The organism is Rubritalea spongiae (genome assembly GCF_042652385.1).
Taxonomy (GTDB): Bacteria; Verrucomicrobiota; Verrucomicrobiia; order Verrucomicrobiales; family Akkermansiaceae; genus Rubritalea; species Rubritalea spongiae.
In genome coordinates this window covers 936,364-952,118 of the sequence record NZ_JBHSJM010000001.1, presented here as the reverse complement: position 1 = coordinate 952,118, position 15,755 = coordinate 936,364, and the positions used below count along the sequence as shown (strand labels likewise).

Annotated in this window: 15 protein-coding genes and 1 tRNA gene; 11 read left to right on the top strand and 5 right to left on the bottom strand. The window is 45.8% G+C overall.

Translation table 11 applies throughout. From position 1 onward, the window contains the following. Positions 1–3 precede the first annotated feature (3 nt). On the bottom strand, positions 4–1,566 hold the full coding sequence (locus ACFPK9_RS04520) for a Ppx/GppA phosphatase family protein (protein ID WP_377093529.1): 1,563 nt from the start codon (positions 1,564–1,566) through the stop codon (positions 4–6). Positions 1,567–1,738: 172 nt separating this feature from the next. On the opposite strand from ACFPK9_RS04520, the gene ACFPK9_RS04515 reads away from it, so the two are divergent. The 8 genes from ACFPK9_RS04515 (at position 1,739) to ACFPK9_RS04480 (ending at position 9,454) form a co-directional block, all read left to right on the top strand. Further along, positions 1,739–2,158 carry a secondary thiamine-phosphate synthase enzyme YjbQ gene (locus ACFPK9_RS04515; protein ID WP_377093528.1) on the top strand — a complete coding sequence of 140 codons (420 nt, stop codon included), beginning with the start codon at positions 1,739–1,741 and terminating at the stop codon, positions 2,156–2,158. 7 nt (positions 2,159–2,165) lie between these two features. Further along, positions 2,166–2,924 (top strand): RluA family pseudouridine synthase, encoded by a 759-nt coding sequence (locus ACFPK9_RS04510; RefSeq protein WP_377093526.1) that lies wholly within the window; start codon positions 2,166–2,168, stop codon positions 2,922–2,924. A gap of 28 nt (positions 2,925–2,952) precedes the next feature. After that, the gene (locus tag ACFPK9_RS04505) at positions 2,953–3,711 is read left to right on the top strand and encodes a Nif3-like dinuclear metal center hexameric protein (RefSeq protein WP_377093525.1); all 759 of its coding nucleotides are present in this window, start codon (positions 2,953–2,955) and stop codon (positions 3,709–3,711) included. A gap of 201 nt (positions 3,712–3,912) precedes the next feature. Next, a complete protein-coding gene (locus ACFPK9_RS04500; protein ID WP_377093523.1) occupies positions 3,913–4,560 on the top strand; it encodes a hypothetical protein in 648 nt (215 codons plus the stop codon). A gap of 31 nt (positions 4,561–4,591) precedes the next feature. Then, the gene (locus tag ACFPK9_RS04495) at positions 4,592–5,788 is read left to right on the top strand and encodes an outer membrane beta-barrel protein (RefSeq protein WP_377093522.1); all 1,197 of its coding nucleotides are present in this window, start codon (positions 4,592–4,594) and stop codon (positions 5,786–5,788) included. Positions 5,789–5,921: 133 nt separating this feature from the next. Continuing rightward, entirely contained in the window at positions 5,922–8,063 is a 2,142-nt protein-coding gene (locus ACFPK9_RS04490; RefSeq protein ID WP_377093520.1) for a GumC family protein, read from the top strand. Between the two features lie 26 nt (positions 8,064–8,089). Then, positions 8,090–8,677, top strand: coding sequence for a polysaccharide biosynthesis/export family protein (locus ACFPK9_RS04485; protein WP_377093518.1), 588 nt, complete (start codon positions 8,090–8,092; stop codon positions 8,675–8,677). Between the two features lie 99 nt (positions 8,678–8,776). Next, positions 8,777–9,454, top strand: coding sequence for a PDZ domain-containing protein (locus tag ACFPK9_RS04480; RefSeq protein WP_377093517.1), 678 nt, complete (start codon positions 8,777–8,779; stop codon positions 9,452–9,454). 8 nt (positions 9,455–9,462) lie between these two features. On the opposite strand, the gene ACFPK9_RS04475 is transcribed toward ACFPK9_RS04480, so the two are convergent. Beyond that, positions 9,463–10,710 (bottom strand): OmpP1/FadL family transporter, encoded by a 1,248-nt coding sequence (locus tag ACFPK9_RS04475; protein ID WP_377093515.1) that lies wholly within the window; start codon positions 10,708–10,710, stop codon positions 9,463–9,465. A gap of 128 nt (positions 10,711–10,838) precedes the next feature. Here ACFPK9_RS04475 and ACFPK9_RS04470 point away from each other — a divergent pair, with 128 nt between their 5' ends. Beyond that, positions 10,839–11,681: an ion transporter gene (locus ACFPK9_RS04470; protein WP_377093514.1), complete on the top strand. Its 843-nt coding sequence runs from the start codon at positions 10,839–10,841 to the stop codon at positions 11,679–11,681. 4 nt (positions 11,682–11,685) lie between these two features. On the opposite strand, the gene ACFPK9_RS04465 is transcribed toward ACFPK9_RS04470, so the two are convergent. The 3 genes from ACFPK9_RS04465 to argC are packed head-to-tail and all read right to left on the bottom strand — an operon-like array spanning position 11,686 to position 14,563. Then, on the bottom strand, positions 11,686–12,189 hold the full coding sequence (locus ACFPK9_RS04465) for a LysM peptidoglycan-binding domain-containing protein (RefSeq protein ID WP_377093513.1): 504 nt from the start codon (positions 12,187–12,189) through the stop codon (positions 11,686–11,688). Positions 12,190–12,232: 43 nt separating this feature from the next. Continuing rightward, entirely contained in the window at positions 12,233–13,495 is a 1,263-nt protein-coding gene (gene argJ, locus ACFPK9_RS04460) for a bifunctional glutamate N-acetyltransferase/amino-acid acetyltransferase ArgJ (protein WP_377093512.1), read from the bottom strand. Between the two features lie 24 nt (positions 13,496–13,519). After that, positions 13,520–14,563, bottom strand: a complete 1,044-nt coding sequence (gene argC, locus ACFPK9_RS04455) for an N-acetyl-gamma-glutamyl-phosphate reductase (protein ID WP_377093510.1) — start codon at positions 14,561–14,563, stop codon at positions 13,520–13,522. Between the two features lie 67 nt (positions 14,564–14,630). Here argC and ACFPK9_RS04450 point away from each other — a divergent pair. Then, a tRNA-Pro gene (locus ACFPK9_RS04450) sits at positions 14,631–14,707 on the top strand. 256 nt (positions 14,708–14,963) lie between these two features. Next, entirely contained in the window at positions 14,964–15,701 is a 738-nt protein-coding gene (locus ACFPK9_RS04445) for a glutaredoxin family protein (protein WP_377093509.1), read from the top strand. Positions 15,702–15,755: the final 54 nt, after the last annotated feature.

Sequence of the window (15,755 nt, the reverse complement as noted above, 5' to 3'; positions counted from 1 at the left end):
TTATTAGCTAAGTTTGTCTTCTACTAGGTTGATTTGGAGGCCGAAGATGTTCTCAAAAAGATCTCCTTTACTGCGCATGGCGAGTCGCTCGGTGTGGGCGTCTGCAACTTGTTGGAGGTAGATATGGAGCCTGCGGCGGCTAGTTCGGATTTCTATCGATTTTACTTTATCAGAATGTGATCTATCGAGGGCGTCTGCGATTCGAAGGAATGAGGCGAGTTTAGAGACGCGCATTCGATTAGTAGTATCGAGATCCTTATAGATGGAGTGAGAGGGTTTGGGTACTGAGTTCCTGTGGTAACGAGTGATGAGAGCTATCAATTCGACATCAGCTCTTGGCAGACCGAAGATCTCGCTATTGAGGATGATGTATTGAGAGTGTTTGTGGTGTGCTCGGTTATTGATGAAGCCTCCGACTTCATGAAGAATAGCAGCAATGTGGAGCAAGAGAGCATCGTGCTGGCTGAGTCTGTGGAGTTCGCCAAGTTGTTCGAAGATAGCGAGAGAAAGCTTGGCAACTTGTCTGGCGTGACCCATGTGGACTTGATATTTTTCTGCAATTTTCTCGGCAGAGCGCACGACTTCATCAATAAAATCACCTGAGAGAGAGGGGATGATATTGAGGTCGTGAAGCAGTCCTTCTTCATAATCACTTTCAGGGATGTGGAGGCGCTTGGGACTAAAGGCTTCGCTTACGGCTAAATTAATCTCGAGTGCGGGGAGGATGGCCTCAGCGGTTTGGTAGTCGACTTGGAAACTACGGACAATCTCATCGACACTCATTTGGGAAGCGTCATCACAGAGTGATTTAAGAGAGGCGATCGAGCTTGATTTATCCTTGTAATGCTTGATATGAGGGCGAAGAAACTGGATTTCATAGCCGATGAGGACGATGTGCTCGATGTCTTCTGAGCGGAATTCGTCGATTAGGGAATCGAGCGGTCCTTGGATTTGAGAGCGGACCGACTTACGGTAATTGTTAGGGCGGCCAGCCGGGAAAGACATTTTTTCGCCTGTTCGATGCACGCCCAATCGATAGCTGCTGTAGGAGGTGATTTTTCCGTCTTTGAGAAGGATGACACGCGTGTTCCCTGGGCCAACGTGGAGTACTAAAGTAGTACGCGATTTCATCGATGGCGTGTCGCTGAGTCGGCGTCGGGTTTTGAGATAAATGAGGCGTGTCATTTCGCCGTCATCTAGAATTTCGACGTCGAGATCACAGCCGATATGGATACGATTGAGCACGACCTCAATGTTAGTGGCTTCTGAGAGGATGTTAGTGGCGACGACCCGGATTTTATTGATTGCCGAAGCAGGAATGAACTCGGTGAGTGTTTTTTTGTATCCTTGTAGGATGTTGACACACCTTTCAATAGTTGAACGGGTGATTTTGCCACGGCTAAAGACATCGTGGGCAATGGGAGCTGACTGCTCGAGGTAGTCGATTTGTTCTGAGCTTCCGTCTTGGTGTGCGATGAAGATGAGAAGTGAAATGGAACTTGCTCCTAGGTGGATAGTGGCACTTACGTTTGATGTTACTGGGCGTGTAAGTGTGTCTGAACTCATGCTTGAGAATATGCGATTGTTAGTGTGTTGGTGCAATCCATAATGTTGTTTTTCAATGTGACGAAATTGTTGTTTTTACCCTTATTTCTCACTAATTAATGAACTGATAATGAGTTGAATTGTAGATTGATGGAGGATAAGCATGTTCTGCAATAAAGAGATGTAAGTGACGATGGCGGTATATCAGAAAGAGTTAGAGTTCGAAACGAGAGGAAAGGGGACGTATGAAATTTCTCATGAGGTGGAAGCCTTAGTGCGTGAGTCGGGGCTTCTGGTGGGCACGGTGACTGTGTTTGTAAAGCACACGAGTGCGAGCTTAGTGTTGATGGAGAATGCTGACCCGAGCGCTCGCAGAGATCTCGAAATGTATTTTGACCACCTAGTTCCAGAGGATACGGATTATTTTATTCACACTTATGAAGGACCTGACGATATGCCCTCGCATATTCGCATGGCTTTGACAAGAAGTAGCGAAGTGATTCCGATACAAGAAGGGCAGATGATGTTAGGTACGTGGCAGGGGATATTTCTGTTTGAGCATCGTCGAGCTTCTCACAGGAGGCGTGTTGTGGTCACGATAATAGGAGAATGATAAGTGGATGGGCGAAGGGCCGATAGATCTGAATGCCTCGTTTGAGGTTGTTGACGAGTCTGAGCAATGGATTGTAGTGAATAAATCCGCCCCTCTCGTGGTGCATCCGACAAGTGGTAAAAGTGAAGCGACGCTGCTTGGTGGAGTAGAAGAGTTGTTGCGATATGAGCTAGTGAATGGCGCGCGGCTGTCTATTATTAATCGGTTAGACAGGGAAACGAGTGGGGTAGTGTTGATTGCTAAGGCGAAATCGGCAGCTCGTTTATTTGGTCGTGCCATGGAGCGTCGACAGATTCAGAAAGAATATTTGGCAATTGTCCACGGGTGGCCAGAGTGGCATGAGCATGAGTTGAATGCTCCCATTATTCGCAAAGGTGAGGTAGAGGAGTCTCTGATCTGGGTGAAGCAGATGGTCCACGAGGAGGGAAGAGAATGTGTGACTGTTTGTAGAGTGGTGCGAAAATTTGAAAAGAACGGGCAAGCATTTTCATTGATGAGAATCTTTCCTAAGACTGGACGAATGCATCAAATTCGCGTGCACTTAGCTTATTTAGGCTTCCCTATCGTCGGTGATAAAATTTATGGTGATGATGAAAGCTGTTATTTAGAATTTATCGAAGGAGGGTGGTCAGAGCGTCTACGCAGTCAACTATTACTCGGAAGACACGCGCTACATGCAGAGCGAATGGTGGTAAGTACCGAGCAGGGAGTGTTAGATTGGAGAGCTCCATTGGCCGGGGATCTCAGGTGTTTTTTAGAGTGTTGAATGGCGGTGCTCGTGTTAGTGTTTTCTCATGGCTGATCTGAAAGAAATTGTTAGTTTTCTAGAGAAAGAATTAGATACAGAGAATATCCCTGATTATTCAGTGGCGAATAATGGACTTCAATTAGCGAACAAGGGCGAGGTAACGAAGGTGGTGTCCGCTGTAGACGCTTCCTTACCCGTGATTCGAAAAGCGATTAATGCTGGTGCTGACCTTTTGATCGTGCATCACGGTTTATTCTGGCAAGGTACTCAAAATATTGTAGGTGCTCAGTACGAAAAATTAAGCGAAGCAATTCACGCTGATTTGGCAATTTATAGCAGCCATATTCCTTTGGATGTTCATTCTGTTTATGGAAATAATGCGCTTTTAGCGAAAGCTATAGGGATGGATAAGACTGAGGAGTACCACTCGTGGAAAGGGATTTTGTTGGGCTTAAAGCAAGAAATGGATCTTGAATTTGAGCCTTTCATTCATGCGGTGGAGAGTGCTGTGGGCGAGTCCATTCATTTTTGCCGTGGACGAATTGAACCCAGCGTCGGAACCGTGGGGGTTATCACCGGTGGTGCTGGGTCTGAAATAGCTGCAATGGCAAAGCAGGGAATTGATACATTTGTTACTGGGGAGGGGCCACACTGGAGTTACTCACTTGCTGAAGAGTTAGGAGTTAATCTGATTTATGCTGGTCACTATGCCACAGAGACCTTTGGAGTGAAGGTTTTGGCTGAAATTATTTCCGAGAAGTTTAATGTCTCAGCTGAGTTTGTAGATCACCCTACTGGTTTATAGGGATCGCGTCTTTATGCATCGGAAATGATGTGCGGCTGCTTCGCCCTTAAGTTCCTTAAAAAGAGCTTGCAAACAAGGGTTTAAATTTCGTAGTGTATCCTACGAGTCACTTGATAGTTAGTTGTATGTATCTTGCTTGGGAACTGCATGCGCTATGGCTAACTAATATTCTGTTACTCTAACCCCCCATCCCCCCCGACCATGAAAACCAAAGCAAAGTATGCACTTAGCTGTGCACTATTGATGACCTCTACTATATCCATATTCGCAAATGATGAACAAACGAGCCCAGTAAGCATTGACTGCTCTGAGGTGAATTCTACGCTTGTGGAGTCGCTAAAAGCCTCTCCACATAAAGTTTTAGAGCTTGTGGCAGAATTTGTTGCTCAGCATGAATCATGTGCTGGAGAGATTGTGAAGATCGCGATTCAAACCATGGTGGCAGATAAAGAGCTTGTTGCGCAAATTGTCGAAACTGCTATTTCGGCGGCACCAAAACAAATTGGTGAAGTTGCAATGTTTGCTATAGCCACGGCGCCCATCGCGAATTCTGAGATTATGGCAGTGATTCGAAAATATAATGCAGAACATGGAACTGCTCAGGCTCTTGGATATGATCCAAGTCTAGTAGATCCCAAGAGCAGTGACTTGACATTGATCGACCCAAAAGCGGGGATTGATGCACCTGCTCAGTCACAGGGAATTAACCCTTTGGATTTTCCAGGTGGACAGACTCAATTTTTTGTAGATCCTAAGTCTGGAGCTGCAGCACCAGGTGTCGGAGCACCGGGAACTCCTGTTCCTTTGTTTGTGGTTAACGATAACACAGCACCGCCCGTAACCCAATAGGGCATAAAAATTACTCAAAATAACATACTACATGAAACTAATAAAAACTGGAGCAGCACTCGCTCTAACAGCTGGGACGCTATCAGCGCAGGGGGTATTTGAAGTATCACCCAATGATGGTGTTACTGAGTCCATACCATTGGAATTTTCAGTGTTTGCCAACGTAGGTTGGGATGACAATGTGACGCCTACTACGATTTATGAAGGTGATGAGTCGATGTATACCAACTTTGGGGTTGGAGCTAATTACGTGAATATCACTCCACAAACTACGGTTGATGTGAACCTAAAGTTGGGGATGATTTATTACTTTGATGCTCCTGAGGATCCGAGCGCGGACGACACGTATTACTCTGTTCGATTACCGTTTAGCATCGTCCACCGCGTGAGTGAGCGTCTTCGTTTTGCGACACGCAACTATGTTTTCTATGGTCTTGAGCCAGACTACAATTACGGAGCTGTTAATGACCGTTCGAATGAGGAATACTTCTATATCTCAACTGATAACTCCATTGGTTATAAATGGACTGAGAGATTAGGTACCTATACTGGTTTCCAGTGGAATACTCTTGATTATGATGGTGACGATTCGAGAAATGATCGTGATAATTTTGTGCTCTATAATCAGTTCCGTTATGTCATCAGCCAGCAAACCATTGGTACACTGGATTATCGTTACCGAATGACTGATGTGACTGATGGGCGTGATTCCGATAACCAAAAGTTACTTTTGGGTGTGGAGCACCGCTTTAGTGAAACAGCTGTATTGATCGCTCGTGCCGGTGTTCAATATCGTGAGGTTGATGGCCGCGACAGCCAGACTGATCCAACATTTGAATTGGAATATCGTAATGCTGTAAATGAATCATTCCGCGTTCGTGCAAGTGCCGCTTACGAAATCAATGATTATGGGACATCTCTGTTTGGTGGTGCGTCATTTGAAAATAATCAAGTACTTCGCTTCAACCTTGCAGGTGATTACTATGTTTCACCCGATCTTTATCTCACTGGTGGTGTGAACTACATTAACAACGATTACTACGGTGGTGGTGTGCCTGAGGATACTGTGGATGTATTCAATATGTACATTGGTGCAACTTATGAGATCACACACAACCTCAGTGGTAACATTAATTATAATTTCACCACATCTAATGATGACACAGGTGCGTTGAATCGTGATTACGACCGCAACCGTGTTCAAGGTGGTTTAACCTATACATTCTAATAGGCTTATAACTATTTATAGCTAATTATTTTAAAAGCCTTCTTTGCAATGCTTGCAAAGGGGGCTTTTTTCTTTGATCTACCCAGATCAAGTGTGTAGTCCTATCTACTCAATTTGACGTTGAATTTCTACGATGCAAAAAAACTCTTCACTGAATACATCTGACGCAGCTCTGCACGCTGTCGATTATTGGCAAATTTTAAAGAATCGATACGGGATCATTCTGCTGACGTTCATTTTGGTTGTCCTTACGGCTGCTGTCATAACTTACGTCATGCCTAAGAAGTATGAGGCTACCACAGTGATTCAGGTAAATCCCCTAGGATCTAAAAACCAAGTGATGGGCAATACATCCTCACCTTTAATGACTCGTCAGTTTTTTGGAACCCAATTTAAGATTATTGAGTCCGAGGAGAATTTGAAGCGTGCGGCAGAACGCTGTCAATTACCTGAAAAAATGGGAGTCACGATTGATGAAGCTGCGCTTGTATTGAAGAACGGTTTGAGTACGCGCCAGGAGCGTGGGACTGACATGATTGAGATTGCGTTACGCATGACTAAAGAGAACCGTGAGTACGTTAAACCACTTACTGAGGCGATTGCTGTGGCCTACAGTGAGTTGCGTACCAATCAAGAGGTGAAGCGCCGTGAGCAAACTCGATACGAATTAGAGAAAAAGATTCAGAAGCAAGAGGATATTGTTGAAGACTATCGCAATCGTCTACTCCAATTCTCCACGGAGACTGGGATCATTTATTTTGATCGTAACAATAGCGGCGGAACGACCGATACGGTGCGACGTGGGCTTGTTGTTCAAGAGCAACTGTATGATGAAGCGATCAAAGAACGTGATGAGTTGGAGCTTCAAGTGAAGAACATCATTGGTCTAGATGACGACTCTCTCATTTCTCACGTGGCTGGTTTGAATCGCCCGGAGAGTGCAATCGTGCAAAGAACTTGGGAGCAATACTTGGAAGAAAAACGTGAACGCTCTGGGATGCTCGCACAGGGGCTGGGTGAGAACCACCCTCAGATTAAGTTGCTGGATGCGCGAATTAAAATCCTCCGTGAAGATTTAGATACGAAGGTTGTCAAGATCCGTTCCTTACTTAAAACTCTTTTAAATGAGGCTCAGGCGAAAGTGGAGCGACTTAAAGAGTCTTCTGAAAGTTCGCAAGACGAAGCTCGTGCAACGGCTGCGGACTATACCAAGTTCCAGACTTATGTAAAAGAGTACGAGGATGAACTCGATGCTCTGAAGACAATGAAGACTGGTGAAGTGATTGAGAATCTTCAAGAGGGGCTTTCGATTGATCCGATTGCTTTTTACGATTATCCAGAAGAACCAGAAGTGGCAGATTACGTGTCACCGAATTGGATCTTGAATATGGCGCTCGGGAGTGTGGCTGGTCTGATTTTTGGTGTGGGTATAGCGTTCGCACTTGAGCTGATGGACACCTCCGTAAAATCGCTTGAAGATGTGGAGCGCTACTTAGAAGTGCCTGTGCTGGCAGTGATTCCGAAAGATGTCGCTGTTCTCCACAAGCAGAGTACTTCTAGTCCCGATGCAGAAGCGTATAGAATCTTACGGACGAATATTGAATTCAATCGCAAGAACCCTGATGACAATGCAATCACAGTCGTTTCAGGTGGAGCTGGTGAAGGTAAGTCGACAACTTTGGTGAACTTGGCGTATATCTGTGCGCAGGGTGGTTATTCTACATTAATGATCGATGCTGACCTTCGTCGACCTCGCTTGCATACGATGTTTGATATCGCGAACTCGGTGGGGCTTACGAATTATTTGACTACTGACTTACAATTGGAGGATGTAATTTTACAGACTTCAACTGAGAACCTCTACTTTATGCCGTCTGGAATTCTTCCGGCCGATGCTGCTGGTATTTTGAATTCACGCCGCATGTCTGAGTTGATCCAGGACGTGAAAGGACGTTTCGATCTCGTATTAATTGATTCACCGCCGATCCTCGGAGTGAGTGATGCTTCAGTGCTCGCGAGTGAAGTGGATCTTACCATGATTGTGGTACAACACCGCAAATTACCTCGTAACATGCTGATGCGTGTGAAGCAGGCGGTAGAAAATGTGGGAGGAACCGTACTCGGTGTGGTGCTTAACAACGTCGATGTGCGCAGCGATAGTCAATATCAGTACTACACTAGCTATTACACCTATTACTCCCCAAGCGAGCAAGCTGCGGCAACAAAGGGGCAATCAGGTGATGCAAAACCTTCTGATTCAGAGGGACTTTACTAAATTTAAAACTGTTGTTATCTTATATTATGAAAAAATTCTTTATACTCTTCTGTCTGTTGTTTGGACTGAGTCAGGTCATGTTATCAGCAGGCTACGTCACTACTGGTGAAAAAGTAACGATCACTATCAAGGGCGTGCCTCAAACTGAGCAAGCCGCCATTAACGGCGAATATGTCGTTAGCGACGGAGGCTTATTGTACATGCCGATGCTGAGTAACGGAATTAAAGCGTCAGGTAGTTCCAGTTCAAGCGTAGCTCGGCGTATAGAGGCAGCGTATAAAAGTGCTAAAATATACGCTAATCCTCGGATTACGATCATCACAGTCAAAGATGAGATTGCGCTTGAGAAGACGATGAAGAAGAACAATGAGTTCGTCACCGTCGCTGGGCATGTGAAACGCCCTGGTCCTGTGCAGTACAACCAAGGGATGTCGATTTACGACGCTGTTGCTACAGCGGGTGATGCCACTGCTTTCGGTGCGATGAATCGTGTGCAATTACTTCGAAATGGTAAACGGAGTTTATACAATTTAAAAAAGGATTCTCACCGTACTTATAAAGTAAAGCCGGGTGATACGATTACTGTGCCCGAGAAAAACTTCTTGGGCCAATAAGTCTCGAGGAATTTTAACCTGTGAATTTAGTAAGGCCTATTCTGATTGCAGAATGGGTCTTTTTATTCCATTTGTAAGTTAGTGAATAGGTATCACAAAATGAAGGTAGCCTTGTGCGCAATGATGGCATGCACACAGCTGTTTTGTGTTGCCGCTGAGCAAAAGCAATTAATTGAACAATTGGGGGCGGAAAGCTTTGAAGTGCGTCAGCGTGCTTACGACGAACTCAAAGCTTGGGCGCTCAACAACGAGAAGCATTCTATGTCACTTCTCTATGACGCTTTGCAGCAGCCATTGACTCCTGAAGTGAATATGCGGCTCGATCAAATATTGCGAGAGATTGTGCTAGTTGAGCAGTTTGGGAGACCCCAAGGTTTTATCGGAATCGAGCTAGGTTCTTTGCTCATCGCGATCGATGGCGAACAAGTCCCTGCCGTGATGGTGAATCGAGTCATTCCAGAGTCAGCAGCAGCGAAAGAGGGATTGAAGGCTGGCGATATTATTTCTTCGTTAGAGGGCAAGAGAATGACGGAGCATGAATTGCGCAATGCCCGAATGACTGCAGAAGCTATGTTTATTAGCCGTGTCGGCAAAAAGTTCAAAGGGGATCAACTGCGCTTGGGAATATTCAGAGACGGTAAAGAGCAGGAAATGGTACTCACTCTTGGCGAGCGGCCAGATTACTTACCAAGCTCTAATCCTCAACCAAGTGAAGAGATGAAAGAGGAGTATTTTGAAAAATGGCTTAGGGAGCAAAAATCTGCGAAGGCCGAATAAAAAACGGCTCAGAAGCTTCCATTAATTGATAGACCAATAATGTGAACATTGCCGCTCACTTCGCCACGGAAAGTTCCAGTGGAGTCAGTTTCTTGGATATCTACTGTGTCGGCAAGAATGAAACTATAGCCAAAGTCTGCAGAATAGCTTGAGTCAATTTGATAGCTAGCTCCGGCACTGAGCCAATACCGATCTGAGTCTGGAATTCTGAGAGTTCTAAACTCCTTGCTTCTAATCGGGCTCTCATCGAAGGCTAATCCTGCGCGCAGAGTCCATTTATCATCATAGGAGTAGGTAGACCCGAGCGCTATACGAAAGGTGTCTTTCCAATTTTCTCGCTTGGCGAAGTCTTGAGCGGCCGATTGAATAGTGAGTTCTTCAAAGACGCTCCAGTTCGTCCAGGTTATGCTGCTGAGAATCGTCCATTGATCGTTTATTTGATGATGTCCACTGAGTTCGATAGACTGTGGAAGTTCTTGTTCTACCAATGCCTCGATCTGGCTTGTTGAGATTGGGAGCACGTCTGTTGTGAGGTGACCATCGAGTGCTAAGTCGACCTTGGAGTAGTAGGCTAGGCCGAAGCGTGTTGACGTATTGATTTGATAGAGCGTTCCAAGGTTGAAGCCATAGGTCCAGCAGTCGCCTTCAACATCGACAATACTTGCGCCGGCAGCAGGGGAGACTGAGCTCATAGATGTACTGAGTCTTCCTTCGGCAAAAATGGCATCAAAGCCAGCACCGAGACTCCATTGTTCATTGAGTCTATATGCTATTTTTGGGCTGATGTAGTAAGTGACGATTTCACTCAGATTCGCTTGGCTAGTTGCTAAAAAATCATCTGAGTAATCTGTACTTAAGCCGAAACGAGAATGAAGGGCCAGCCCAAGCGCGAGGTCATCAGAGAGTTTGTTAGAAAAGTAGGCGTAGGGAATCAGCGCTGCTTGCGCCGCTTTATTGTCAGAAGTATGAAGTTCTTTACTTGAGCCTGTTGGAATGAATGTCCCTGAAATGTCGATGTTGGGAGCGATGTATGATAAGCCCGCTGAAGCACTCCACTTATCTAAAAGTAACATGCTGGCTGCATTTGTGGCTATTGATGATGCGTCTTCCGCAATGGAAGCTTCCCCTGCGAATGCTCTGCCAAGGCCTGATGTTGAGCGCTCTTGAAGCTGAAATCCGGCTGAGAGGCAGAGGCTACTAGTTGAAGCGAATGAGCTTAAAAATATCAGTGAACTGCGCTGTGGGGTATTGAGCATCTCGATAAATATAGCAATCAAACGTATGTTGGGTCAAGGATCATTCTAGTTCATCTATTCCATAATAGAAGAGTTTTACACGGGAAGTGTGTTGACAGTGAGATTGTTAGACGTGGATACTTAGATAGATGTTAACTGAGGATAAGAATCAAACAGAGAGCTTAAGAGAGCGATTACGTCTTATTATTTTTGAGGCAGAAACTCCTAGAGGGAAGGCGTTTGATGTCGTACTCCTCTGGTGTATAGGGCTCAGCATTTTGGTGGTAATGCTAGAGACTGTAAAGGGGCTGGATGCTGAATATTCTAGGATACTACTAATCTTGGAGTGGATTTTTACTGGGATTTTTACGATCGAATATCTCTTAAGGATTTGGTGTAGCAGGAAGCCTTTAAAATATATAACTAGTTTTTATGGGGTAGTTGATTTACTGTCCTGTTTGCCGGCATATGTGGTTTTGTTCTTTGGTGCATCTTCCGCATTTGGAGTAGTTCGTGCTCTGCGCTTGTTGCGGATGTTCCGCGTTCTTAAGATGGTTAATCACGTCAAAGGTGCAGAAGTGATTCTTCACGGTTTGGTGCGATCTAAGGAGAAAATCACGGTGTTCTTTTTTGCGATCCTTTTATTGGCGGTCATAGCAGGCACCTTAATGTACTATATTGAAGGGAGGCAGCCTGATACGAGTTTTACGAGTATTCCGAAGAGCGTCTATTATGCTATAGTGTCTATTACCACGGTCGGATATGGCGATATGGTGGCGCAGACAGAACTAGGGCGCTTCATTACTACTTTAATGATACTGACGGGTTACGCAGTGATTGCTGTGCCGACGGGGATAGTAACAAGTGAAATGATTCGGATGCAAGAGACTGATAAGACCTCTGATGCTTGCCCCAGTTGTGGCGTTCATGGGCATTTACCTGACGCGAAATTTTGTCGTCGCTGCGGTAGTAGTATGGATGAGAGGCGATAAAGACCTATCGTGGAATCACTAGTCGTTGGCCGAGTCCAATAGTGGTGCCGCGGAGGTTATTGGCCCGTTGGATCGAGCTCACAGAGGTGCCGTATTTTCTGGAAAGGCCGTAGAGTGTGTCACCTCGTTTAACTGTGTGGCTGAGTGGTGGTTTGGTCTTAGGCTTTACAGTGACAGAGGGAGTCTTCTTAGGGGGAGGCGGAGTGTTAGATATGGGAGCTGAGGTGGGAGGAGGAGTTGGAGTCGTAGCAGCGTATTGCTGCGGTTTTTGAGCTGGCGGGTTTGATTTTTGCTTACTCCGAGAAATGTATTTTCTTTTTGGTGGGTTATCTGCCCAATTATCAATGTAATTACCGTTGCTATCAAATGGGCCAAAGTTTGGTTGATAGCCTGCAGTTTCATAAACTTCGATGGTGCCACCAGGTTGATGGCCACAGCTACTGAGGAATAAGCTCAGAGTCGCTGTACTGGAGCATAAAATAAGAGCTAGTGGATTGAAACTTGGCATAAAAGTAAATACGGATAGATTTTCTTAGGTCTATCTCAGAGGCTTATTGTTTCGTAAGTCCATCTTTTCGGGCTTGTTTCCAATAGGCGTATTCTGATCTGTTAAAGTCGATGTACTCTGGTGAGATGTCGCTAGTGTAGACTTCGTATTCAGCATCTCCAAGATGGAGGTCGATAGTGATCGTGAATTTATCCTTAGCTACTGTTTTACGAAGTTCGTCCATGGGAGTTTGCGCCTCTAGTCCACCAATGCAAGCTGGCTTAGAACCGATGTGGATGTCGATGAGTTCTTCTCGGATCATAGCACGTGAATAACCAATAGCGTGGATGATACGTCCCCAGTTAGGGTCATTGCCATTCCATGAACTTTTTACGAGAGCTGAGTTCGCCACGGCTTCAGCAACTTTTTTAGCATCGTTGTAGGTGCGAGCTCCATTGACTTTGACAGTGACAAATTTAGTCACTCGCTCGCCATCTTTGACGAGAGATTTCGCCATTTCGAGCATGATGAATTCGAGGCTTTCTCTAAATAAACGATAGCTTTTCGAGTTCCGCTGAATGCGCGGCATACCGCTTTCTCCGTTGGCAAGAACTACAACGGAGTCGTTGGTGCTCATGTCTCCGTCGATGGTGATACGGTTAAAAGAATGCTCTACGGCTTCGTGAACAGCTTTGTCGAGATTGGTGCGGCCAATGTTTGCATCTGTGGTTATGAAACAGAGCATGGTCGCCATGCTGGGGCAGATCATTCCAGCGCCCTTTGCGCAGGCTCCGATTTTGACCTTGTGTCCATCGAGCTCCATAGAAATGGCGATTTCCTTGTGTCGAGTGTCACTGGTCATGATAGCTTTCGCCACGTCCGTCCCCTTTTTGCGATCGAGCCCTTCGACGAGCGATGGGAATTGAGGTTCAATGCGCATCATCGGCATTGGTAAACCAATGACGCCGGTGGAACAAACCGCGACTTGTCCTTGGCGCAGACCTAGGGACCTTGCGACAGTCTTCGCAGATTTGCGAGCATCTTGGATTCCTGTGACTCCGGTACAAGCATTGGCGTTGCCGCTGTTAGCGATGATGGCTTGTACGTCGCGGTCTCTGAGATGTGCTTGTGAGACTCGCACGGGTGCAGCTTTGACTCGGTTCGTTGTAAATGTGCCTGCAGCAACACAAGGAGCTTCGCTGTATATGAGAGCGAGATCCAGTCGTTCGACATCTGGAGATTTGATGCCAGCCGAGACAGCATTGGCTAGAAAGCCTTTGGGTGCGCATACACCACCAGAGATTTTACGGAAAGGAGTCGCCGACATAGTGTTAGTAAGAGTTACAGGAAATTAGACGTTTTGAAGACCAGACTGAGGAGCCAAGCCTGCAATCAGATTGAAACTCTGAATTGCTTGGCCGGCAGCGCCTTTGCCTAAATTATCTTCAGAACTGAAGAGTAGAACTCTTCCTGTACGTTCGTCAACCGCCCAACCAATATCAATGAAATTTGTCCGAGTGACATTCTTCGTGTCAGCTGCGTTTCCTTTACCTAAAAGGCGCACAAATGTTTGAGAGTTGTAGGCTTCATGTAAAGCCTGAGTAACTTCGGAGGGGGAGCCTTTGAGCATGGCACTAGTCGTAGTGCAAATTCCGTTGTGAGCTGGTACGAGATGAGGGGTGAAAGACATCGTAACCTTCTCTCCAGCTGCAATGCTAAGCTCTTGCTCAATCTCGGAGAGATGACGATGTTTGGGTACACTGTAGGCTCTGACGCTTTCATTTGCCTCACAATAAGAGAATAGCGTGTTGCTGGTTTTTCCTGCACCACTAACACCACTCATGGAACAGGTGACGATAGATTGTGGGTCGATTAAGCCTTTTTCTAACAATGGTACTAGCGGTAGAATAATGCTGGTAGGATAACAACCAGGGGAGGCGACGAGGCGCGCATCTGCGATCTCTTTAGATCTGCCCTGAAGTTCTGGCATTCCGTAGACAGCTTCTGTGAGAAGTTCCGTCGCAGGGTGCGGTGTACCATAAAATTCTTCGTAGACAGCTGGATCGTTAAGACGGAAGTCTGCTGAGAGGTCGATGACTTTCAAACCTAATTCTAACAATGCGCTTGCATATTCAGCTGCGACGCCGTGTGGCAGTGCAAGAAAAGCGATTTCGGCACCACTCTCTTTGATTGTTTGTGCGTCTGGCGCGGTGAATTGGAGATCGCTGCCGGGCATTTGCGCGAAGCGTGGGAAGATCGCGTCTAATGCTTGTCCAGCATACTGACGTGAGGTGACACAGTTGAGCTCGGCATAAGGATGCATTAACAAAAGTCTCAGTAGCTCCATCCCTGTGTAACCACTTGCTCCTACCACTGCTGTCTTGATCTTCTGCATGCAACGAAAATGCAGGAAATTTCTAGCTTGCCAACCCCGAATTGCTACTTATCTTCTCGAGCGTGTTCGGGACTTAGCGCAGCTTGGTAGCGCGCCTCGCTGGGGGTGAGGAGGTCGCAGGTTCGAATCCTGTAGTCCCGACCATTTGCTTTCCTAATTTGAGTGGTGTGAGCTTTGCTACGATTAACATCTTTGTTAAGACTTTCAGCAGGTTGATCAGCTCCATATTCTATGATTTATTCTTTCTATGTAAGGTGATTTGAGAAAGTTTTTTTGATCGAGTGGTTCTTGATTCGGCTTCTCTTGTTTGTGGGTGCTTTGTTTGTTAATAGTGTAGGTAGATGTCTTTTTATACGCATTGTAAGGAATGCATTGTGCTGATGAGGAGAGATTAAATGTTATGGATAAGAAAGCTACAATCTATCGGATGGTTACTCCTGATCACCTTTGCCCGTGGGGGATAAAGGGATTAGATTTGTTAAAGCGCCATGGTTTTGAGGTCGAGGACCATCACTTGTCATCTGAAGCTGAGAACGAGGCTTATAAAAAGGAGCATGAATATGATGAAACACCGCAGGTGTTTGTGAATGGCGAGCATTTGGGCGGGTATGATGACCTGAGGAACCATCTAGGTTTGGGACCCGATCCAAAGGAAGGTGAGACTTATCAGCCAGTGATGGCGGTGTTCGCGGTGACAAGTTTGATGGCTATAGCGACGTTATTGTCGGTGGAAAATGGATTTTTTGTTGTGCGTTTTGTTGAGCTGTTTATTGCTTTTAGCATGTGTGTGTTAGGCATGCTGAAGTTGCAGGATTTGTTGTCCTTCGCGACTGGGTTTGTACAGTATGATCTGTTTGCTCAACGTTATGTTCCTTATTCGTACGTTTACCCATTTGTAGAAGCTGGGGCAGGGGTGTGTATGATTATGGGCATTGCTGTGTGGGTGGTGGCTCCCATCACGTTGTTAGTGAGTACGATTGGGGCTATTTCTGTCTTCAAGGCAGTGTATGTTGAAAAGCGGAGCTTGAGTTGTGCGTGTGTCGGTGGAGGGAGCAGCGTGCCGCTAGGTTTTATTTCCTTAACTGAAAACCTAATGATGATGGCAATGGCTATTTGGATGGTGATAAAGCACCTTTGATAGATTATGTTAGTCTGTATGGACAAAATTGCTTCATCGCACGACAGGATTGTA